20 protein-coding genes are annotated in these 20,865 nt (G+C 45.8%); 15 read left to right on the top strand and 5 right to left on the bottom strand.

Features of this window, described 5'->3' with window-relative positions; all coding sequences use genetic code 11:
- The 9 genes from lpxA to NDJ01_RS06105 all read left to right on the top strand — a co-directional run bounded on the left by lpxA (window position 1) and on the right by NDJ01_RS06105 (window position 10,573).
- On the top strand, window positions 1–789 hold the full coding sequence (gene lpxA / locus NDJ01_RS06145; protein WP_005380357.1) for an acyl-ACP--UDP-N-acetylglucosamine O-acyltransferase: 789 nt from the start codon (window positions 1–3) through the stop codon (window positions 787–789).
- 119 nt (window positions 790–908) lie between these two features.
- Window positions 909–2,048 (top strand): lipid-A-disaccharide synthase, encoded by a 1,140-nt coding sequence (gene lpxB, locus NDJ01_RS06140; RefSeq protein WP_047008877.1) that lies wholly within the window; start codon window positions 909–911, stop codon window positions 2,046–2,048.
- Between the two features lie 9 nt (window positions 2,049–2,057).
- Window positions 2,058–2,693, top strand: coding sequence for a ribonuclease HII (rnhB, locus tag NDJ01_RS06135; RefSeq protein ID WP_005380361.1), 636 nt, complete (start codon window positions 2,058–2,060; stop codon window positions 2,691–2,693).
- Between the two features lie 81 nt (window positions 2,694–2,774).
- Window positions 2,775–6,254, top strand: a complete 3,480-nt coding sequence (gene dnaE, locus NDJ01_RS06130; RefSeq protein ID WP_006741668.1) for a DNA polymerase III subunit alpha — start codon at window positions 2,775–2,777, stop codon at window positions 6,252–6,254.
- 46 nt (window positions 6,255–6,300) lie between these two features.
- A complete protein-coding gene (gene accA, locus NDJ01_RS06125) occupies window positions 6,301–7,260 on the top strand; it encodes an acetyl-CoA carboxylase carboxyl transferase subunit alpha (protein ID WP_005380365.1) in 960 nt (319 codons plus the stop codon).
- Window positions 7,261–7,366: 106 nt separating this feature from the next.
- The gene (gene tilS / locus NDJ01_RS06120; RefSeq protein ID WP_256964346.1) at window positions 7,367–8,677 is read left to right on the top strand and encodes a tRNA lysidine(34) synthetase TilS; all 1,311 of its coding nucleotides are present in this window, start codon (window positions 7,367–7,369) and stop codon (window positions 8,675–8,677) included.
- A gap of 70 nt (window positions 8,678–8,747) precedes the next feature.
- The gene (locus tag NDJ01_RS06115; RefSeq protein WP_012841507.1) at window positions 8,748–9,062 is read left to right on the top strand and encodes a cytochrome c; all 315 of its coding nucleotides are present in this window, start codon (window positions 8,748–8,750) and stop codon (window positions 9,060–9,062) included.
- A gap of 187 nt (window positions 9,063–9,249) precedes the next feature.
- Window positions 9,250–9,588 carry a nitrogen regulatory protein P-II gene (glnB, locus tag NDJ01_RS06110; RefSeq protein ID WP_005436810.1) on the top strand — a complete coding sequence of 113 codons (339 nt, stop codon included), beginning with the start codon at window positions 9,250–9,252 and terminating at the stop codon, window positions 9,586–9,588.
- Window positions 9,589–9,727: 139 nt separating this feature from the next.
- Entirely contained in the window at window positions 9,728–10,573 is an 846-nt protein-coding gene (locus tag NDJ01_RS06105; protein ID WP_006741670.1) for an endonuclease/exonuclease/phosphatase family protein, read from the top strand.
- Between the two features lies 1 nt (window position 10,574).
- Here the strand turns inward: NDJ01_RS06105 and NDJ01_RS06100 are convergent, their stop codons facing one another.
- From NDJ01_RS06100 to gloB, 3 genes are all read right to left on the bottom strand, one after another.
- Window positions 10,575–11,261, bottom strand: coding sequence for a YIP1 family protein (locus tag NDJ01_RS06100; RefSeq protein WP_046875508.1), 687 nt, complete (start codon window positions 11,259–11,261; stop codon window positions 10,575–10,577).
- Window positions 11,258–12,841: a LysM peptidoglycan-binding domain-containing protein gene (locus tag NDJ01_RS06095; RefSeq protein ID WP_225462201.1), complete on the bottom strand. Its 1,584-nt coding sequence runs from the start codon at window positions 12,839–12,841 to the stop codon at window positions 11,258–11,260. Before NDJ01_RS06095 ends, NDJ01_RS06100 begins: the two co-directional genes overlap by 4 nt.
- Window positions 12,842–13,096: 255 nt before the next feature.
- Window positions 13,097–13,855, bottom strand: a complete 759-nt coding sequence (gloB, locus tag NDJ01_RS06090) for a hydroxyacylglutathione hydrolase (RefSeq protein WP_006741673.1) — start codon at window positions 13,853–13,855, stop codon at window positions 13,097–13,099.
- A 37-nt stretch (window positions 13,856–13,892) separates the two neighbouring features.
- On the opposite strand from gloB, the gene NDJ01_RS06085 reads away from it, so the two are divergent.
- Window positions 13,893–14,639 (top strand): class I SAM-dependent methyltransferase, encoded by a 747-nt coding sequence (locus NDJ01_RS06085; RefSeq protein WP_012841508.1) that lies wholly within the window; start codon window positions 13,893–13,895, stop codon window positions 14,637–14,639.
- Here NDJ01_RS06085 and rnhA read toward each other — a convergent pair.
- A complete protein-coding gene (gene rnhA / locus NDJ01_RS06080; protein ID WP_012841509.1) occupies window positions 14,636–15,100 on the bottom strand; it encodes a ribonuclease HI in 465 nt (154 codons plus the stop codon). The genes NDJ01_RS06085 and rnhA overlap by 4 nt on opposite strands.
- 59 nt (window positions 15,101–15,159) lie before the next feature.
- On the opposite strand from rnhA, the gene dnaQ reads away from it, so the two are divergent.
- The 5 genes from dnaQ (at window position 15,160) to NDJ01_RS06055 (ending at window position 18,841) form a co-directional block, all read left to right on the top strand.
- Window positions 15,160–15,882 carry a DNA polymerase III subunit epsilon gene (gene dnaQ / locus NDJ01_RS06075; RefSeq protein ID WP_005380385.1) on the top strand — a complete coding sequence of 241 codons (723 nt, stop codon included), beginning with the start codon at window positions 15,160–15,162 and terminating at the stop codon, window positions 15,880–15,882.
- A gap of 8 nt (window positions 15,883–15,890) precedes the next feature.
- Window positions 15,891–17,141, top strand: a complete 1,251-nt coding sequence (locus NDJ01_RS06070) for a TIGR03503 family protein (RefSeq protein ID WP_085344101.1) — start codon at window positions 15,891–15,893, stop codon at window positions 17,139–17,141.
- Between the two features lie 204 nt (window positions 17,142–17,345).
- Complete coding sequence (locus NDJ01_RS06065) at window positions 17,346–17,903, top strand: hypothetical protein (RefSeq protein WP_065645517.1); 558 nt, start codon at window positions 17,346–17,348, stop codon at window positions 17,901–17,903.
- A 51-nt stretch (window positions 17,904–17,954) separates the two neighbouring features.
- Window positions 17,955–18,347 (top strand): DUF1353 domain-containing protein, encoded by a 393-nt coding sequence (locus NDJ01_RS06060; protein ID WP_065645518.1) that lies wholly within the window; start codon window positions 17,955–17,957, stop codon window positions 18,345–18,347.
- An 83-nt stretch (window positions 18,348–18,430) separates the two neighbouring features.
- The gene (locus tag NDJ01_RS06055) at window positions 18,431–18,841 is read left to right on the top strand and encodes a GNAT family N-acetyltransferase (RefSeq protein ID WP_258586436.1); all 411 of its coding nucleotides are present in this window, start codon (window positions 18,431–18,433) and stop codon (window positions 18,839–18,841) included.
- A 73-nt stretch (window positions 18,842–18,914) separates the two neighbouring features.
- Here the strand turns inward: NDJ01_RS06055 and NDJ01_RS06050 are convergent, their stop codons facing one another.
- Window positions 18,915–20,690, bottom strand: coding sequence for a SulP family inorganic anion transporter (locus tag NDJ01_RS06050; protein ID WP_164666264.1), 1,776 nt, complete (start codon window positions 20,688–20,690; stop codon window positions 18,915–18,917).
- Between the last annotated feature and the right edge of the window lie 175 nt (window positions 20,691–20,865).

Below are 20,865 nucleotides of genomic sequence, written 5' to 3'. Positions count from 1 at the left end.
ATGATTCATGAAACCGCTAAAATCCACCCGGCAGCGGTGGTAGAAGAGGGCGCCAAAATTGGTGCTAACGTAACAGTAGGTCCTTTTACGTACATCACCTCTACGGTTGAAATTGGTGAAGGCACAGAAGTGATGTCTCACGTTGTGATCAAAGGTCACACGACTATTGGCAAAGATAACCGTATTTTCCCGCATGCTGTCATTGGCGAAGAAAACCAAGACAAAAAATACGGTGGTGAAGACACAACTGTGGTTATCGGTGATCGTAACGTCATTCGTGAAGCGGTCCAAGTTCACCGCGGCACAGTGCAGGACAAAGCAACCACGATCATTGGTGATGATAACTTATTGTGTGTGAATGCACACGTTGCGCATGATGTTGTTATTGGTAACCACACTCATATCGGTAATAACTCGATTCTTGGTGGTCACGTTACTGTTGATGATTATGCTGGTGTGATGGCACTGTCTGCGATTCACCCGTTTTGTACAGTGGGCGCTTACGCGTACATTGGCGGCTGCTCAGCAGTGGTGCAAGATGTCCCTGCTTACGTACTCGCGCAAGGCAACCACGCGACTCCTTTCGGCTTGAACCTTGTTGGCTTGAAGCGTAACGGCTTTGAGAAACCAGAGATTCGTGCGCTGCAAAAAGCGTATAAAGAAATCTATCGTTCAGGTAAGACGCTAGAAGAAGTGAAGCCTATTCTGGCTGAAATGGCTCAAGAGTGGCCGGCTGTGAAGCGTTTCTCAGATATTCTGGAAACGACGGAACGTGGCATTATTCGTTAATTGGCGAATGAAGCAATAAATAAAAAGATCGTGACCGAATTTGAGGTTACGATCTTTTTGTGTTTTATGGATAAGGCAAACCGTTATCCATAGCGCACAGGAAAAATAGCGAAGTAGATATGGAAAGACCATTACGTATTGGCATCATTGCCGGAGAATTGTCTGGCGATACGCTAGGTGAAGGCTTTATCAAAGCAGTAAAGCAGCAATATCCAGACGCAGAGTTCGTAGGCATTGGCGGTCCGAAAATGATAGCCCAAGGTTGCGAGTCTCTGTTTGATATGGAAGAGCTTGCGGTGATGGGGTTAGTCGAGGTTTTAGGTCGCTTACCGAGACTTCTTAAAGTGAAAGCTGAGCTCGTTCAGTATTTTACTCAGAATCCGCCTGATGTTTTCATCGGGATCGATGCTCCTGACTTCAACTTACGTCTGGAACTTGACCTCAAGCAAGCGGGCATTAAAACCGTTCATTACGTGAGTCCGTCTGTTTGGGCTTGGCGTCAGAAGCGCATCTTTAAAATAGAAGCGGCAACGAACTTGGTGCTAGCATTTCTTCCGTTTGAGAAAGCGTTCTACGACAAATTTAATGTACCTTGCGAGTTCATTGGTCATACCTTGGCTGATTCCATCCCACTAGAATCAGAACAAGCGCCTGCACGTGAGTTGCTTGGTTTAGAACAAGATAAAAAGTGGCTTGCTGTCCTGCCAGGCAGTCGTGGTAGCGAGTTAAAAATGCTCTCTGAGCCATTTATTGAAACCTGCAAGTTACTCCATAAAAAATTTCCAGAACTGGGGTTTGTTGTCGCGCTTGTTAATCAAAAACGCCGTGAGCAGTTTGAACAAGCATGGAAAGAGCTCGCACCAGAGTTGGACTTCAAGTTAGTTGATGACACCGCACGCAACGTCATCACCGCATCCGATGCCGTGATGCTGGCCTCTGGTACCGTAGCGTTGGAGTGTATGCTTCTCAAGCGTCCAATGGTGGTGGGTTATCGTGTGAATGCATTTACTGCTTTCTTAGCTAAACGTCTATTGAAAACGAAGTATGTGTCATTGCCGAATATCTTAGCGGATGATGAGCTCGTCAAAGAATATCTACAAGATGAGTGCACACCAGACAATTTGTTTACTGAGGTTTCTCGCTTATTGGAAAGCGACAATAAACTGATGTTAGATAAGTTTACGGAAATGCATCATTGGATTCGTAAAGATGCGGACCAACAAGCCGCAAACGCGGTTCTAAAACTGATTGAAAAATAGAGATTTATCATGGCTGTTAAACCAAAAGCGACCAAAACCAAAGTTGAACTCCCTCCGTTTGAATATCCGCAAGGTTACCAGCTTGTGGCCGGAGTCGACGAGGTCGGACGTGGCCCTTTGGTGGGAGACGTCGTCACCGCTGCGGTTATCCTTGATCCTAACAATCCTATTGAAGGGTTGAACGATTCGAAAAAATTGACCGAAAAGAAACGCATGGCGCTGCTTCCTGAAATCAAAGAAAAAGCATTGGCGTGGGCGGTCGGGCGTTGTTCTCCTGAAGAAATCGATCAACTGAATATTTTGCAGGCGACTATGGTTGCGATGCAGCGTGCAGTGGCGGGGTTACAGGTTCAACCTGATTTGGTGTTGATTGATGGTAACCGTTGTCCGGAGCTGCCAATGGATGCTCAAGCTGTAGTAAAAGGCGATCTACGTGTTGCCGAAATCAGTGCGGCTTCAATTATTGCCAAAGTCGTGCGTGACCAAGAGATGGAAGAGTTGGATAAACTTCATCCACAATTTGGCTTCGCGAAGCACAAAGGTTACCCAACTAAAGCGCACTTTGAAGCGATTGAGCAACACGGAGTGATCAGTGAACACCGCAAGAGTTTCAAGCCAGTAAAAAAAGCGTTAGGCATAGAATAATCAAACGATCTAATTGGTGTTATAAACCCAACCTCTTTAGGTTAGAATCCCCAACAAAATAGAGTTACACGGTACCTGTTAATGTCAGATCCCAAATTCATCCACCTGCGTGTTCATAGTGACTTCTCGATGGTGGATGGCCTCAACAAAGTTCCGCCAATCGTAAAGAAAGTTGCTGAGCTCGGTATGCCCGCAATGGCGTTGACCGACTTTACCAACCTATGTGGTTTGGTGAAGTTTTACGGTACGGCGCATGGCAGTGGTGTTAAACCGATCATTGGTGCTGACTTTAAAATGCAGTCGGACGAGTTTGGTGAAGAGCTGACACAAGTGACTTTGCTTGCGGCGGATAATGTAGGTTATAAGAACCTGACGTTATTGATATCAAAAGCGTACTTACGTGGACATGTTCAACACCACCCGGTGATTGATAAAGCCTGGTTGGCTGAAATGTCTGAAGGCCTGATTGTATTATCCGGCGGTAAAAGCGGGGAAATTGGTCGCGGCCTTTTGAAAGGCAACCGTCAAATAGTGCAAGGGTGTGTTGATTTTTATAAACAGCATTTTCCAGATCGCTTTTATCTTGAGTTACTTCGTACTGGTCGTCCAGATGAAGAGACTTATCTTCACTTTGCAGTTGAATTGGCAGAGCAGCAAGACTTGCCAGTAGTGGCGACCAATGAAGTTGTATTCCTGAGTCCAGACCTATTTGATGCTCATGAAATACGCGTAGCGATTCACGATGGTTACACATTAGAAGATCCGCGCAGGCCAAAAAACTACAGTCCGCAGCAATATCTTCGTACAGAAGAAGAAATGTGCGAGCTGTTTGCTGATATTCCTGAAGCGTTAGAAAACAGTGTCGAGATAGCGAAGCGTTGTAACGTGACTGTGCGCTTAGGGGAGTACTTCCTACCAGCCTTCCCAACCGAAGGGATGAAAGAGACTGAGTTCCTAGTCATGAAATCCCGAGAGGGGTTGGAAGAGCGTTTAGAGTTCCTATTTCCAGATGAGGAAGAGAGAAAACGTCGCCGCCCTGAATATGATGAACGTCTTCAGATAGAGCTAGATGTTATCAACCAAATGGGATTTCCTGGTTACTTCTTGATCGTAATGGAGTTCATCCAGTGGTCAAAAGATAATGGAATTCCTGTCGGTCCTGGGCGTGGTTCCGGTGCTGGTTCTTTGGTGGCTTACGCACTAAAAATCACCGATCTGGATCCACTGGAATACGATTTGCTGTTCGAACGTTTCTTGAACCCAGAACGTGTTTCGATGCCCGATTTCGACGTCGATTTCTGTATGGATAAACGTGACCAGGTTATTGACCACGTTGCGGAAATGTACGGTCGTGACGCGGTGTCTCAGATCATCACGTTTGGTACCATGGCGGCAAAAGCGGTAATCCGTGACGTTGGCCGCGTATTGGGCCATCCATTTGGTTTTGTTGATCGTATTTCAAAGCTGATCCCGCCCGATCCAGGCATGACGCTAGATAAGGCGTTTAAAGCTGAACCTGCACTACCTGAATTGTATGAGGCCGATGAGGAAGTTAAAGAACTCATCGACATGTGTCATATTTTGGAAGGTTGTACGCGAAACGCCGGTAAACACGCTGGTGGTGTTGTAATTTCACCTACAACAATTACCGATTTTGCGCCAATTTATGCAGACGCTGAAGGTCACTTTCCGGTTACTCAATTTGATAAAAACGATGTTGAGACCGCTGGCCTAGTTAAGTTTGACTTCTTGGGTTTACGTACCTTAACCATTATTGACTGGGCGTTAGGGCTGATTAATCCACGTCTAGAGCGAGAAGGTAAAGAACCGGTTCAAATTGAATCCATACCGTTAGAAGACCCTGCCTCCTTCCGTTTGTTGCAAAACTCTGAAACGACAGCAGTATTCCAGCTTGAATCTCGAGGCATGAAAGAGCTGATCAAGCGACTTCAGCCAGACTGTTTCGAAGACATTATCGCATTGGTAGCACTCTTCCGTCCGGGTCCTTTGCAATCGGGCATGGTAGATAACTTTATCGACCGTAAACATGGTCGAGAAGCGATCTCTTATCCAGATGAAAAGTGGCAACACGAGTCGCTAAAAGAGACGCTTGATCCAACCTACGGCATCATCCTGTACCAAGAGCAGGTAATGCAGATTGCGCAGATCTTAGCAGGTTACACGCTAGGTGGTGCGGACATGCTTCGTCGTGCAATGGGTAAGAAAAAGCCAGAAGAGATGGCGAAACAACGTGCTATCTTTGAAGAAGGTGCGATAAAGAACGGTATCGATGGCGAGTTGGCGATGAAAATCTTCGACTTGGTAGAGAAGTTCGCCGGTTATGGTTTTAACAAATCGCACTCTGCTGCTTATGCATTGGTTTCTTATCAGACTCTTTGGCTGAAAACACATTATCCTGCCGAATTTATGGCTGCGGTAATGACAGCCGATATGGATAACACGGAAAAAGTCGTTGGCTTGGTCGATGAGTGTTTCCGTATGAAGCTCACCGTGCTGCCACCAGACATCAACTCTGGCCTATATCGCTTTAATGTTGATGAAAATGGCGCAATTGTTTACGGTATTGGTGCGATAAAAGGGGTAGGTGAAGGTCCTATCGATGCGATTCTTGAGGCGAGAAATAAAGGTGGTCACTTTAAAGACCTATTTGATTTCTGTGCTCGAGTTGATCTAAAACGCGTCAATAAACGAGTGATAGAGAAGCTGATTTACGCGGGCGCGTTGGATCGACTAGGCCCACACCGCGCGGCGATGATGGCGTCACTCAATGATGCGGTAAAAGCAGCAAGTCAACATCACCAAGCTGAGGCGTTTGGTCAAACGGATATGTTTGGTGTGCTAACGGATGCACCTGAAGAAGTAGAGCATAAGTATACGCAGGTTCCGCCTTGGCCAGAAAAAGTGTGGTTAGAGGGCGAGCGTGATACCCTAGGTCTATATTTGACAGGGCACCCAATTAACGCCTACGTAAAGGAACTAAACAAATACACCAGTTGTCGACTAAAAGACGCAACACCTACTCGTCGCGACCAATCTGTCACGGTGGCCGGCCTGGTTATTGCCGCTCGTGTAATGACGACCAAGCGTGGTACACGAATTGGTATTATGACACTGGATGACCGAAGTGGTCGTATGGAAGTGATGTTGTTCTCAGATGCACTGGATCGATACGCTGAACTTCTCGAAAAAGACAGAATTTTGGTCGTTTCTGGACAGGTCAGCTTTGATGACTTCAACGGTGGCCTTAAAATGTCGGCGCGTGAAGTTATGGATCTCGGCAGTGCGCGCGAGAAATACGCTCGTGGTTTGTCGGTATCGATAGATGCAACTCAGATCAACGATCAGTTTTTTGAGCAGTTCAGCCGTATTTTAGAACCGCACAAAGCCGGAACCGTACCCGTCAATGTATACTACCAGCGTGCCGACGCCAGAGCGCGGTTAACATTGGGCACCGAGTGGCGAGTAACGCCAAGTGATACATTACTCGACGATTTAAAACAGTTACTTGGCAAAAGCCAGGTAGAACTCGAATTTAACTAAAAATTCAGCGCAATATGTTAGACGCTGAGTAAACAAGGATTCATAGATGAGCCTAAACTTTCTTGAATTTGAAAAGCCAATTGCAGAACTAGAAGCGAAAATTGAAGCACTACGTGATGTCTCTCGCCACGGTGGTGATTCTGCGATTGACCTGGATAAAGAAATCGAACAGCTTGAGAAGAAAAGCTTAGAGCTGAAGAAAAAAACCTTCAGCGACCTAGGCGCATGGGAAACAGCTCAACTGGCTCGTCACCCACTACGTCCTTACACGCTGGATTACATCCAACACGCTTTTGAGGAGTTTGATGAATTAGCGGGTGACCGCGCGTTTGCAGACGACAAAGCGATTGTGGGGGGCATGGCTCGCCTTGAAGGCCGTCCTGTGATGATCATCGGTCATCAAAAAGGTCGGGAAACCAAAGAGAAAGTGAAACGTAACTTTGGTATGCCAAAACCAGAAGGCTACCGCAAAGCGCTACGCTTGATGGAAATGGCAGAGCGTTTCAATATGCCGATCATCACATTTATCGATACGGCTGGCGCGTACCCAGGTGTGGGCGCAGAAGAACGTGGTCAATCTGAAGCTATCGCGAAAAACCTAAAAGTGATGTCTGGTCTTAAAGTGCCAGTAATCTGTAACGTTGTTGGTGAAGGTGGTTCAGGCGGCGCACTAGCAATTGGTGTGGGCGACTACGTGAACATGCTTCAGTACTCTACGTACTCAGTAATCTCTCCTGAAGGTTGTGCTTCAATCTTATGGCGTGATTCTGACAAAGCACCGCAAGCTGCAGAAGCGATGGGTCTAACTGCTCCTCGTCTTAAAGAGCTTGAACTGATCGATGAAATCATTGAAGAGCCACTAGGCGGCGCTCATCGCGATCATGTTCAAATGGCAGCGAATATGAAAGCGACACTACTTCGTCAACTAGAAGATCTAGAGCAATTGGATGAAGAGACGCTACGTGAACGTCGTTACCAGCGCCTAATGAGCTACGGTTACTGTTAATTTCGGTGATTGCTATTAAGCGTTAGCTGATATCTCAAGTGATAACAGTTAAAATAGAAAGGGTTGGATGAGAGTCCAGCCCTTTTTTGTACCTATCGGATCGCTTATGGAATCGCTTTACCCGCATTTTGCTCAAGTTCTCGGCCGCTACTATCAATCAGGCACTAAGGTTGTCTTGGCGTTTAGCGGAGGAGTGGATTCACGTCTTTTACTCGAATTACTCAGTCGCTATCAACAAGCGCATTCGATAGAGTGTCACGCTGTGTATGTGCACCATGGTTTGAGCTCGAATGCCGATGATTGGGCCGATAAATGCTTACTTTGGGCAAAACAAGTGGGCATATCATGCTCGATTGAGCGAGTGAGCTTAGACATCAGCAATGGTGAAAGTATTGAACTTCTTGCTCGTGAAGCTCGCTATCAAGCCTTAACTAAGTACATTCAAGAAGGCGATATACTGTTGACCGGCCAACATGCTGATGATCAACTAGAGACTTTTCTCCTTGCTCTTAAACGAGGCAGCGGGCCAAAAGGGTTATCTTCGATGGCGGAGAGTATGCCGTTTTCTAGTGGATCCCTAGTTCGACCATTGCTTACTATCAAGCGGAAGACCATCGAAGACGCGGCTACTAAATTAGGCTTGGAGTGGGTGGAAGACGAAAGCAACCAAGATACCCGTTATGATCGTAACTTTCTTCGTCATTGTGTTATTCCTGAATTGTCTGGTCGCTGGCCGAGTATCCATCAAGCGGTTCAGCGCAGTGCAAGCTTATGTGCTCAACAAGAAGCGCTATTGGATGAACTATTGAGCGCGGTGTTTGAACGCGCTTTACAAACGGATCTAAGTTTGAGTATTGAAGAACTGGCTAAGCACAGTGAATTAGCGCGTGCGCGCTTGATTCGTATGTGGCTGGCTAAGCTTAATACTAGTATGCCGACTCAGGTACAACTCAATCTTATCTGGAATGAAGTCGCATTAGCTCAGCAAGATGCCAACCCCAAACTACAACTTAAACAAGGTGAAGTGCGCCGTTTTCGAAATCGTCTCTATTGGGTAACGGAAATCGCTGACGTCACTGAGTGGCAAAGTACGATTCAAGTCGATACCGTTTTATCGCTTCCAGAGCGGCTAGGGGAGCTGACCTTAACGACGAGTTCTAGCAACGCAACGATTGCGCTTCCGAGTCAGCCAGAATTGCTTCGCGTGACCTTCAATCCGGAAGGCTTATCAGCGCATCCAACCACGCGTAATCACAGTCGAAAACTGAAGAAGTTGTTCCAAGAATACAACGTGCCAAGCTGGCTGCGTCGTCAAATTCCGATTTTGATGTATCAAGACCGAGTCGTTGCTGTGGCAGATCTGTTCGTTGATCAGGCGTTTAATGGTCAAGATTGTGAACTTATTTGGCGCAGGTAATGAAAATTCATGCCACAATGTCGATTATAAAATATAAAAATCCTTAAATAATAATTGATTAGGTGAAGCAATGAAGAAAACAATCATGGGCGCAATGGTGGCGCTAACCATGCTCAGTGGGCAGGCTCTAGCTGCGGGAGATGCCACAGCAGGTCAAGCAAAGGCAGGAGTATGCGCTGCGTGTCATGGCGCCGACGGTATTGCTGTCATTCCGGGTTACCCAAACCTGAAAGGGCAAAACGAGCAATACATTATCAGTTCAATTAAAGCCTATAAAAACAAAGAGCGAACAGGTGGTCTTGCTGCTGTTATGCAAGCTCAAGCTTCACTGTTGTCTGATGAAGACATCGCTAATCTAGCGGCTTACTACGCAAGTTTGAAGTAAACGCGAGTCTGAAAAAGCTTGGATGATTGGGCATTGAGCAGTCCTCATTGGGGTTTTATCAACTCACGATATTCGCCATGTTAATTTGCTCAATCTGGATTTTCGCTGGTGGATCAGAGACAAACATTGAATGTTGCGAAACGCTAAACGATAATAAGCGCAATCGATTGAAGCTTAAGGGATGAACATGAAAAAAATTGAAGCGATTATCAAGCCATTTAAATTGGATGATGTTCGAGAAGCGCTAGCTGAAGTTGGCATTACAGGGATGACCGTCTCTGAAGTGAAAGGCTTTGGTCGCCAAAAAGGTCACACCGAGCTTTACCGTGGTGCAGAGTACATGGTGGACTTTCTGCCTAAAGTGAAGCTCGAAATCGTTGTAACGGAAGATGTGGCTGATAAATGCGTAGAGACGATCATTGAAACCGCGCAAACCGGCAAAATTGGTGATGGTAAAATCTTTGTTACTGATGTTGAGCGTGTGGTTCGTATCCGTACTGGTGAAGAAGACGAAGACGCGATCTAAGGTTTCTTGTTACCTGTCTCGTATTTATTATGCTAAAAGGGAGCCAAGTGGCTCCTTTTTTGTTTTTTACTTTCAGTGAAATCAAATAACCCGAGGTTGGTTGTTCCAGTTTTAGGGTGCGTATATTCAGGTTTGTCGTATGTTTAAGCGTTTTTTTTTGGCGTTAGCTTTTCTTATTATGGCGGTATTGGTCGGCTTCCAGGTTATTTTCACCGTACCAGATCAGCCGCAAATCATTACTCAAACAGGTTCAGAGCTGACGCAGGATATTAGGTGTATCGAATTTAGCGGCTCAAAAGCTCTGGATCAGGGCGGTGAAATCAATGTACTTGTCTGGAATATCTACAAACAGAACCGGAATAATTGGCAAAGCGCACTCAATGAATTCTCTGCTGATAAGCAGCTGCTGTTATTGCAAGAAGCCAGCATGACACCATCTTTTAAGCAATGGTTGGTGGATGGCAACTGGGTCAGCAACCAAGTGAGTGCCTTTAAGGCGCTGGGCAGCGGTGCGGGTGTGATTAGTATCGCTCAAGGGCAACCAGAAAAAGCCTGTGCTTATACGTCTAAAGAGCCTTGGCTGCGTTTACCCAAGTCTGCACTATACAGCCAATATCAATTAAGCAATGGCGAGAGACTCGCTGTGGTGAATGTACATGCAATTAACTTCACGGTTGGCACGCAAGAGTATGTCTCTCAGTTAACGGCTCTTGAAATGCTTTTAAAGCATCATACAGGGCCGATCCTATTCGCTGGAGACTTCAATAGTTGGAGTGAATCTCGCGTTAATGCGATGCGACAGGCCTTAAAAGCCGCGGACTTGCAAGAAGTGACGTTCTCGCCTGATCATCGAGTCCAATTTATAACGGGATTACCGTTGGATCACGTATTTTACCGAGGGCTGACCCTCAAATACGCGAAAGCGCCGCAGAGCGACGCTTCCGATCATAACCCATTGTTACTGTCATTTACGTTAGATGACTAGCTTAGGTCACTACAATATAAAGCGCCCAAATAACGTAGAAGAATACCCATGGCAGGCTTGCAATCACCAAGGCTTGCCCACGTTCAAACTCAGTCCAAGTAAGCACAACACCGTAGCCCAATACAATATACCAAGGCAGCAGTAGTGGTAGTGAGCTGGCAAAATGCGACCACTCGCTGGTAAGCGGCAGTTTTAATAGACCATTGAGGCTGTTTAAATCTGCTGCGTAAGTCATCACCTGACCATGCTTGAGTAACAGACTCGCGTAGCTTGCGATATCGCCCAATACTGCTGGGAATAAGATTGCACACGACGCGGCAAACCACTTCCAGTAACCATATTGTTGCTTGCTTGCCTTCGTTGCAAGAAAGAACCAAAGCGCAAGCAACAGTAAGGTGGCAAAGCGGTTGAATACATCATTGATGATCGCACTTGCCATTAGCGTGTTTGGCTCTAATAGCTCAATCTGCTTTGGGTCGATTTGTTGAAACTGCGCGGCTAGTTGGTCACTAAGCCACGTGAAATCGACATTCGAAAAGTAAGCGCCCCAGAATAAAAACGGACTAAGCATCAAGAAGATGAACGGTTGCCATCCCCATCCGCCGCGTTGGTAAAGCGCTAGAAAGCAAGATGTTGGAGAACGAAAAATGTCCAACAGCATCACAAGTGGGTTGCTTGATGGGTTCATACACTTACCTTCGTTACGTCAACGTACAACTTAAGTTTTTGACCTGGTTGTAAGTATTTTTTCTTGTGTAGCGAGTTCCATTTTACGATGTCGTTTGTTTTTACTTTGAACTTGCTTGCAATGCCGCTAATGGTGTCACCGGAGCGAACGTTGTAGAAAACGGTACGAATCACAGCACCTTTGTCTGAGTCCTTCCAAATCACGAGCTTTTGACCAACGCGCAATGGATCTTTAGGGCCCATGCCATTCCATTTTGCTAACGATTTATACGACACTTTATTGTCACGTGCGATTGACCACAAACTTTCTCCAGACTGAACGACATGAGTGAGCTTGAGTTGTCCACGAGCACGTGATTGAGTCTTGCTTAATCGATTTTGTGCCGTTAGTGCGTATTTCGCATCGTCTTTTGTTGACGTCGGAATCAGTAGGTATTGGCCAATACGAATATTGTTATTCGACAGGCCGTTTGCACGTCGAATCACTTTTGTGGTTGTGCCGTATTTATTAGCTAGCACACTTAAAGAGTCACCAGACTTCACCTTGTAGCGAGCGACCTTCATCCCTTTACCACGGTTTTTCTCCACCTTAGTGAGAAAAGTCTCTTTTTTCTCTACCGGAATCAGAAGTTGGTGCGGACCTTCAGGCGCCGTTGACCATTGGTTGTATGCAGGGTTGTAACTTTGTAACTCTTTCACACCAATGCCGGCATAATCTGCAGCAATGGCTAGATCAAGCTGTTCTTTCGGATCGACAAGCGTTAGAACAGGCTTGTTTGGAATCGCAGGAATATTAAGCCCGTACTTGTCTTGGTTTGCGATGACGTCAGCCAAGGCTAGCAGCTTAGGTACGTAACTGCTGGTCTCTTTTGGTAAGTCCAATGAGAAGAAATCGATAGGTTTACCGAGCTTTTTGTTCTTACGAATTGCGCTAGAAACACGGCCACCACCACTGTTGTAAGCAGCAATTGCATGCTCCCAGCTACCATCAAAACGCTCGTTTAGTTGTACAAGGTAGTCCAGTGCGGCATCCGTTGCTGCTGCCACATCTCGGCGACCGTCATACCAGTAGTTTTGCTCTAGTCCCATCATCTTTCCGGTGCCAGGGACAAATTGCCACAATCCAGCTGCACTACCATGTGAGTAGGCAAAGGCATCGAATGAGCTTTCCACCACAGGAAGCAAAGCAAGCTCCATTGGAAGTCCACGCTCTTCGATACGTTTTGTGATCATGTATAGAAAAGGAGTCGCACGCTTAGACACCGTGTAAAGGTGATTCGGGTGCTTTAGATACCACGTACGGTAGTAGTCCACTTTCTTATGGTTTGGGATATCCATTTCAAGTTGCATGGCGATACGTTGCCATACATCTTCTTGTTCCTGAGGGGAAAGAACTTTAGGCGCGTCGTTAGCGGACTTTTTTGCTAAAGACGATGTGTTGCCCGGTTGAGCCTTCGCTGCATTTTGTTTTGCAGTCTGCTCAGATTTATTGGTTTCTGGTGTAGAAGACGTTGAGTCTGACTGAGTCAATTGACAGCCAGATAATAACAACGCCAACGCCCAGGTATACTTCAAACGCATGGATTCAGCCTATTTAGGGCCTTTTTATCTTCACCTGCCTGTCGCGCAACACAATGTGCGTGGCAGTCGCAAGATAATAGACATCTTTTAAACACTAACTAATTAATAGAGGCAAAGAGCTTCTAAATTATGCAATGGGGAGAAATTCAAATAGATTTATATCAACCCCAAACGTAAGAGAAGCGCCAGTGGCGCTTCTCGAAAAATCAGCCCCTGATAATACTGGGGTCTTACAAACTTACAAGCAGAAAATGGTTAAAATTCGTTCTTCCACTCACGCAAAGCAGTAAAAACCGAGCATGGATCGCTATTTTTAATACGACTAGCAACAGATTGAACCACGTCAGGATTGGTGGTTCGCAAGAACGGATTAATCCACTTTTCTTTGCGTATTGTTGTTGGAAGTGTCGGAATGTTTAGGGCTCGCAGTCGGTTTACATCATCGCGATATTGACGGAGCTGCTCATTATCAGGCTCAACCGCTAAAGCAAACGCCACGTTACTCGCGGTGTATTCATGCGCGCAGAAGACTTGAGTTTCTTCTGGTAGAGACGTTAGCTTGTTTAGTGACTCAAACATTTGCTCTGGCGTACCTTCAAAAATACGACCGCAGCCTGCGGAAAACAACACGTCACCGCAAAACAGTTTTCCGTCTCCAACGTAACCGATATGACCTAAGGTATGACCTGGTAAACCTAGCACCAAAAAGATTTCGCCAAATAACTCCAGTTTGTCGCCTTCTTCCATGGGGGTGGTTAGGGTTGGAATTGGCTCAGATTTCGGGCCCACAACGGCGACTTCAGGAAAGGCACGCACTAAGTCTGGAACGCCACCAATGTGATCGTTGTGGTGGTGCGTAATTAAAATCGCTTCTAAAGTTAATTCGTTAGCCTGCAAGTATTCTAACACTGGCTTCGCATCGCCCGGATCAACGACTGCGCAACGTTTATCGCTATTTTGTATCAGCCAGATGTAATTATCATTAAATGCGGGTATGCTTTTGATCTCTAACACGATTCGTTCTCCGTCACCCATTTTAGTCAGGTGGTTAATGAAACCAGCACTCAGCAACAAAACTATACCACACCCGTCGACTTGGTCAGCAATGAACAACGGTCCGTGGGTGCTTGAGTCAATCCAGACCCGACTTGATGAATGGTGCCCGAAACTCTTCGGCTACCATATGCTCAAACTGGGCGGGTTGAGCTGTGAGCTAACCAGCTGTAATTGTAACATTCAACACCAAGTCAACGTAGATATCCAGAACCCGTTGCATAATGTGATTGCAGATGGTTACGAATTGCCCTTTTTGGAAAAAAGCTTTGATGTTGTGATACTCGCTCATCAGCTCGACTATGCAAGCGATCCACACCGTTTGCTACGGGAAGTCGATAGAGTGATGATGGATGATGGTTATTTGATAATCACTGGATTTAACCCACTAAGTTTGACTGGATTAGCGAGTTTGCTTCCATGGCGTAAACATAATTTGCCTTGGAGTGGACGAATGTTTACGTCGAACCGCATCAACGACTGGTTAGGGTTACTTAATTATCAAGTGATTCATTGCGACCGTTACGCGCTGTTTCCGATGAAGCGCTACCGTACGATGTGGACATGGTTGGAAAACAGTCTCGGTGATTGGGCGTCACCTGCAGGGAGTTTGTATTACATTGTGGCACGGAAACGAACATACCCTCTCAAGCCTATCAAACCGCATTGGCGTTTGAAGAAAAAGCTCACACCACTAGGGGTGATGAATCGAGAGGGTAATACTATGAGGAAAGAATCTCGTTAAGAGGGTTGGTAACCAGTATCTTCCTCGGTTGGGTTTTCTGCGGCGGTACGGGCTAGCTCATCACAAATTTCATTCTCACGATGACCAGCGTGGCCTTTTACCCAGTGCCATTCAACTTGATGGCGTGCGGTTTCTTTGTCTAGAGCTTGCCATAGATCGGCATTCTTCACGGGTTTTTTATCCGCTGTTTTCCAGCCACGCTTCTTCCAGTTATGGATCCACTGAGTAATACCTTGGCGCACATATTGACTGTCAGTCGTTAAAGTGACTTTGCAAGGTTGTTTTAACGTCTGCAGCGCGACGACAGCCGCCAACATTTCCATGCGGTTGTTGGTGGTTAGCGTGTAGCCTTTGGAAAGCGTCTTTTCTACGTCTTTGTAACGCAATACAATGCCGTAACCACCTGGTCCTGGGTTACCTAAACAAGAACCGTCAGTGAAAATCTCAACGTGTTTGGTCATATTTTTTGGTACTATTAGCCGAAACATTTAATAAAGCATAGTCTGACATACATAACCTTATGAATACCAGCAGCAATTCTGAATATAACCGCATTGTCGTTCTCGATACCGAAACCACAGGTATGAACCGCGAGGGTGGTCCTCACTACATGGGACACCGCATTATTGAAATCGGTGCCGTGGAGATCATCAACCGTAAGCTGACTGGTCGTCACTTCCACGTCTATTTAAAACCCGATCGTGAAATCCAACCAGAAGCGGTTGAAGTTCACGGTATTACGGATGAATTCTTGGTTGATAAACCGGAATACGCGAGCGTGCACCAAGAGTTTCTTGAGTTTATTAAAGGTGCAGAACTTGTTGCCCATAACGCGCCCTTCGATACCGGCTTTATGGATTACGAGTTTGGCATGCTCGATCCCAACATCGGCAAAACGGACGACTACTGCAAGGTGACCGACACCCTTGCTATGGCGAAGAAAATCTTCCCAGGTAAGCGAAACAACCTTGATATCTTATGTGAACGTTACGGTATTGATAACTCGCACCGTACACTCCACGGAGCTTTGCTCGATGCGGAGATTCTAGCCGACGTTTACCTCTTTATGACGGGTGGTCAAACGAGTCTAGAGTTTAACGCGAATAAACAAGAGGGTGGGGTAGAAACAATTCGCCGTATTGAAGGAAGAAAAGCGCTAAAGGTTTTGCGCGCAAGTGCCGATGAACTAGAAGCTCACCAAAAAAGATTAGAGTTGGTGAACGACTGTATTTGGCATCAATAGGAGAAGCTATGCTGAGGGCTTTGTTGGTCGCGTTTTTAGCGATATGGAGTAGTCTCTCGAGTGCATCGAGTGAATCTGCTATGTCTTTGTTAGACAATCGCTTTCGAGTGGATCCAACCATCGAGCAGATCACTTTTTTAGTTTATCGTGAGCAAAGTTCTCAGCCAGTTGTTTTAGTCCGCCCTGACGGTAAAAAGTACTATGCTTGGGACGCCTACGACAATGTACGTTGGTACCAAGAAGCCTCACTCGATATTATCTCCGTTGACAACCCTATGCCAGGCCCATGGCAGGCTGTGGGGAAAGTCACTCCTAAAAATAACATCCGCTTAATTTCTCACTTAAAGCTCAGCACGGATGTGTTCCCAAACCGACTATATAATGGGGAAGCGCTTAAGTTTACAGCTCGCCTAACCTCCGACGACAAACCTCTTGTACTGCGCGACTTCCTTGACCGCGTGAATCTACGCGTGACATTTACCAAGTTTGTCGAAAATGAAGATGAGTTGATCAAAGAAGCACGTCCAGTGCCGATGGTTGTGGGTGAGTTTGCTGATGATGGCCGCGGCTTGGATGAAAAAGCAGGGGATGGTGTGTTCACTGTCCAACTACCAATAGACGTTGAGCCCGGTAAGTACCGTGCGCGAATCACCTCTGGTAATGGCGTATTCTTACGAGCGCAAGAGCAAGTCATCTTGGTTTATCCGAACCCAATTTCTCGTACTTTTATTCAGGCGCGCAATCCTGACAAACCACACCAATTGGTGGTGAGTGGTGAGCAAGGTATGATCGCGCCAGGCTCAATCGCAGTCACGGTGGAACAAGATGCACCCGATGGCTTTGTTAGCTACAGCCAAGGCCAGGTTTCTAAAGATGGAATGAGAACCACGCTGAATCTCAATAACGACGCTGAGCTTGGTAAGTACGCATGGCGCGGCGAGATCTTTGCCACTGATTTAGCGACGCAACGTCCACTAGTGTTTCCTATTCCAGAGCAAACCTTCAGTGTTGTTGATGAAGTTGATCTAGAAGCCGCTCGAATTGCAAAAGAAGCTGAATTAGCCGAGCAGCGCCGTATTGAAATGGAAAAGCAAATTATTGCTGAGCGGGAGGCTGAGCGTAAGCGCAGCATGATTATTATCGCGGTGGGTAACGTGATAATGCTGCTGATTGTGATCATTGCATGGATAGTCTGGCGCAAAATTAAAGCGAAGCGCGATGCCATGCCAGAGATGCAGTTAGAAGTGCCAAAGAAATAGTAGTAACACATAAACCTAGAAACGGAGCCAATCGGCTCCGTTTTTTTTCAGTTTAAGTTTGAGACAGAATTTGATGTTTCTCATGGTCATTAATCATTTTATTTTAAAGTAACACCATGATTTAACGTTGATTAATCATAATAAAGCTCGCATGATACTCTTTACGTTTCGACTTGATTTTAGTGCGTATCGACGGAGTGAGTTATGACAATTGGAGCGTTAGAACTAGAACATCTACCACGACAAAAGGCCTTGGTTGAGTCTGCTTATGATGCCTTTTATTCTGAAAAAGACGTTGTTGCTGCGGTATTGCTTGGTTCATTGTCATCAGGAAAAGGTGACCGTATTTCGGACGCTGATGTTGTTGTCTTTACTCAAAACAACTTCCATAAAGCCTCAGAGCCTTGCTTTACCCAGTTTGAAGCTAATAAAGACATTTTTTATCGACTTGAGGGAGAGCACAACGAAAATACGTGCTTCAAAAAATACATTTTTAATGACCTAACCAGTGCAGAGATTCATTGTTTAGATCTCTGTGAGCCTTTCAAACTTTCTAAGCCATTTCAGGTTTTATTTGATAAAGCTGATGTGATTGCTGGCATGGTTACTGATGAACCTGCGCCAAAGCATGAAGATTTCCCAGTTTATACCAGTGGTGATCAAGGCCTGATTTGGGAACTCTTTGATTGCATTAAGTGGTTGAGCAGAGATAACCATGATCTTGCTAAGTCCTACTTGAAAAAACTCTCTGAGAAACTCTAATTTGAGAGTTATCCCCGTTCCTCCCACTCAAGTTAGTTAGGCGGTTAGGTTATGAAATACAAAAAGCGTCAGAAGTACAAATACACTCTCCATTCTGAAGAAAAGATTGAGACTCGCATTTCAGTGAGTCAGGCGTATGACAGCCCTTTTCTTAGTTTGTCCAAACAAGGCATGTTAACGATTAAAAAGGGCTATGCTTGGGATGGAGCGAGTGGGCCAGCATTAGACACAAAAAACATTATGAAAGCTTCTTTAGTGCATGATGCTCTTTACCAACTCATGAGGGAAGAGGTGTTGCCTCAAAGTGCTCGAAAGCATGCGGATATGTTGCTGAGAGAAACATGTTTAGAAAAAGGAATGTCTAGATTCAGAGCGACTTATATCTATTATGGCGTCAGAGTTGTCGGTGGCTTCTTTTCCAGACCCGACACTTTGTGTGCTTAATGGGAACATCTTTCCAATTTTAACTGGTTATTTATACAGTTTGGTTATGTAAGCTCCAAGGTGATACAAAGGAGTAGTACATAATGACAATAAGATATGAAGAACACGTGCCAAGCCCGAAAGAATACTGTGATATGCGCGTCAAAGCCGGGCTATCACCCAAATCGTTGAAAGCTGCTGAAATTGGTCTACCCAATTCGTTATATGGTGTATCTGTTCGGGATGAGGGAAAGCTCATTGCAATGGGTCGGGTTGTTGGTGACGGGGCGTGTAACTTCGAAATTGTCGACGTTGCCGTTGATTCTGATTATCAAGGTAACGGTTTAGGTAGAAAAGTCATGGAATACACCGACGGCTATCTTTCTTCTGTTGCACTTGAAGGCTCTTACGTTTCTATGATTGCTGATGAGCCGGTCTTTTACGAAAAGCTTGGTTATAGGCTGGTGGCTCCTAAAAGCCAAGGGATGACAAAAAAGTTTAAGCCGAAGGGGTAACACGTATTCAGCTGTGAAGATAAGCACTTGAAAACAGGAGTTTAATCTCCTGTTTTCTATATTAAATTTCCATTTAAGCCACTTCTGGAATTGGTTTGGGTGGCTGCTCTAAATCAGGCTCTTTTTGAACAGTAGGAATTTGTCCCTCACCCACAGCACTGATGTAACAGCCACTAAGTTTAATGGCAAGGTACATATCGGCTCGCAGTAAGATACCTCCTTCACTGGTGCTGATACCAGTAAGCTCACACCATTGACGTAAGCGTCGTTTCCTTCCTGCGAGGATTAAGCGTACGCCTCTCTTTTTTAAAGTATTGTGAATATCTGACAGTGTTGCCATCACACTGAGATCTAAGTGAGTAAAGCTCGATACGGCGTCGATGACAACGCAACTTGCGTCTTTGTGATGTTCTACTTGCTCTAACACTCGGCGTTTAAAGTAAGGTGCGTTGAAGTAAGTCAGTGGCGAGTTAAAGCGGTAAATCACCATTCCAGGAATAGGCGAAGCTTTTCCTGAGTCGTCGATGGTCCGGATGGTGCCTTTTTCATCCAAGCCAAGTAGCTGATCACTCGGTCGCATGACAATACGTAAAAATTGAAACAGCCCTAGCAGTACCGCTAAAGTGATCCCCGGTATTACGCCTACGATCAAAACAGAAATAAAAGTGATGATTGCTAGATAGAACGCATCTGTGTCACGAGATTTTAATTTCCAAATGGCTTTGAGATCGAGCAGAGACAAGGATGCGATGATCAACACGACACCAAGTGATGCGATGGGAATAAACTGTAAAGGCTCATAAATAAATACCGCAATAATGGCAATGGTGATTGCGGCGACAATCGAAACTAATTGAGATTTACCGCCATTGGCATCATTTACCGCTGTGCGTGAGTCAGCGCCGCTTATCGCGAAACCTTGCGAAAACGCTGAGGCAATGTTGGCAAAGCCCAACGCCTGAAACTCTTTATTTGCATCAATATCATAACCGTTTTTAGCGGCGAAACTGCGCGCGGTGAGCATCATGCTAACAAAGCTGACAATCGCAAGGTTGAGCGCCGGGACCACTAGCTCACGAACTTCACCTAGCTCAAACTCCGGCGTTTGAAACTGAGGGAAACCACCTTGAGTGAGCCCAACTACGGATACGCCCATCTCTTGTAAATGGAAAAACCAAACTGACGCTGTAGTCACGAGTATCGCCAGCATGGCAGCAGGCCAAGTTGGTCGGTAGCGTTTGGTGAGTAAATAAACGACAACCGTCACGATACTCAGAGTTACGGTAGGCCAATGAAGCTCGGTTAATCGTTGTGGAGCCTCCCATAAGCGTTCCAGCAAATAACGTTGTTCGTATTTCAAACCGACCACTTTGGCAAACTGACCAACGATAATTGTGAGAGCGACACCGTTGAGTAGACCCAAAAGAATCGGGCGAGAAAGGAAGTCTGCAAACACCCCTAACTTGAAACGACTGGCCAGTACACACCAAATACCAGTCATCGCTGTCATGGTCATGACTAACTGCCAATGTTTTGTAGGATCACCCGCGGCAAGCGGCGTAACAACGGCGGCAATCACTGCACAGGTTGCTGCATCAGGTCCGACAATGAGTTGTCGAGATGTGCCCATCATGGCGTATACCAACATTGGCAGTACACACGAGTACAGACCGACAATTGCAGATACACCGGTTAGCTGTGCATAAGCTATGGCAACTGGCAGGGCAACCGCGACAACAGAAAAGGCGGCTCTAAAGTCGTTAACAAACCATTCTTTTTGATAATGCTTAAGCTGAACAAGCCCAGGGAACCACTGTGCGAATAATATTTTAGCCAACGGATTTACCATATATGTGAGTGAGTTACTTAAAAGTATACACCGCTTGCTTGGAACGTCTGTGAGTTAGTTATCACTGGAAATCGGGGGAAGGGTCGGAGTGCGTGGATTTTATTGCGCTTGCGCAGAGGTTCTTCGTGGTGTGAGGTGTTATGAACGCTATTCTGGTAGCAATAAAAAACGGGAG

Origin of the sequence: Vibrio sp. HS-50-1, assembly GCF_024747315.1 — a bacterium.
In the GTDB taxonomy this organism is placed as follows: Bacteria; Pseudomonadota; Gammaproteobacteria; order Enterobacterales; family Vibrionaceae; genus Vibrio; species Vibrio diabolicus.
This window is presented reverse-complemented; position numbering and strand designations above follow the sequence as displayed.

Coding starts and splice junctions, on each gene's coding strand:
- lpxA (WP_005380357.1), top strand. CDS start 1: ATGATTCATGAAACCGCTAAAATCCACCCGGCAGCGGTGGTAGAAGAG.
- lpxB (WP_047008877.1), top strand. CDS start 909: ATGGAAAGACCATTACGTATTGGCATCATTGCCGGAGAATTGTCTGGC.
- rnhB (WP_005380361.1), top strand. CDS start 2,058: ATGGCTGTTAAACCAAAAGCGACCAAAACCAAAGTTGAACTCCCTCCG.
- dnaE (WP_006741668.1), top strand. CDS start 2,775: ATGTCAGATCCCAAATTCATCCACCTGCGTGTTCATAGTGACTTCTCG.
- accA (WP_005380365.1), top strand. CDS start 6,301: ATGAGCCTAAACTTTCTTGAATTTGAAAAGCCAATTGCAGAACTAGAA.
- tilS (WP_256964346.1), top strand. CDS start 7,367: ATGGAATCGCTTTACCCGCATTTTGCTCAAGTTCTCGGCCGCTACTAT.
- NDJ01_RS06115 (WP_012841507.1), top strand. CDS start 8,748: ATGAAGAAAACAATCATGGGCGCAATGGTGGCGCTAACCATGCTCAGT.
- glnB (WP_005436810.1), top strand. CDS start 9,250: ATGAAAAAAATTGAAGCGATTATCAAGCCATTTAAATTGGATGATGTT.
- NDJ01_RS06105 (WP_006741670.1), top strand. CDS start 9,728: ATGTTTAAGCGTTTTTTTTTGGCGTTAGCTTTTCTTATTATGGCGGTA.
- NDJ01_RS06100 (WP_046875508.1), bottom strand. CDS start 11,261: ATGAACCCATCAAGCAACCCACTTGTGATGCTGTTGGACATTTTTCGT.
- NDJ01_RS06095 (WP_225462201.1), bottom strand. CDS start 12,841: ATGCGTTTGAAGTATACCTGGGCGTTGGCGTTGTTATTATCTGGCTGT.
- NDJ01_RS06085 (WP_012841508.1), top strand. CDS start 13,893: ATGAAACCAGCACTCAGCAACAAAACTATACCACACCCGTCGACTTGG.
- rnhA (WP_012841509.1), bottom strand. CDS start 15,100: ATGACCAAACACGTTGAGATTTTCACTGACGGTTCTTGTTTAGGTAAC.
- dnaQ (WP_005380385.1), top strand. CDS start 15,160: ATGAATACCAGCAGCAATTCTGAATATAACCGCATTGTCGTTCTCGAT.
- NDJ01_RS06070 (WP_085344101.1), top strand. CDS start 15,891: ATGCTGAGGGCTTTGTTGGTCGCGTTTTTAGCGATATGGAGTAGTCTC.
- NDJ01_RS06065 (WP_065645517.1), top strand. CDS start 17,346: ATGACAATTGGAGCGTTAGAACTAGAACATCTACCACGACAAAAGGCC.
- NDJ01_RS06060 (WP_065645518.1), top strand. CDS start 17,955: ATGAAATACAAAAAGCGTCAGAAGTACAAATACACTCTCCATTCTGAA.
- NDJ01_RS06055 (WP_258586436.1), top strand. CDS start 18,431: ATGACAATAAGATATGAAGAACACGTGCCAAGCCCGAAAGAATACTGT.
- NDJ01_RS06050 (WP_164666264.1), bottom strand. CDS start 20,690: ATGGTAAATCCGTTGGCTAAAATATTATTCGCACAGTGGTTCCCTGGG.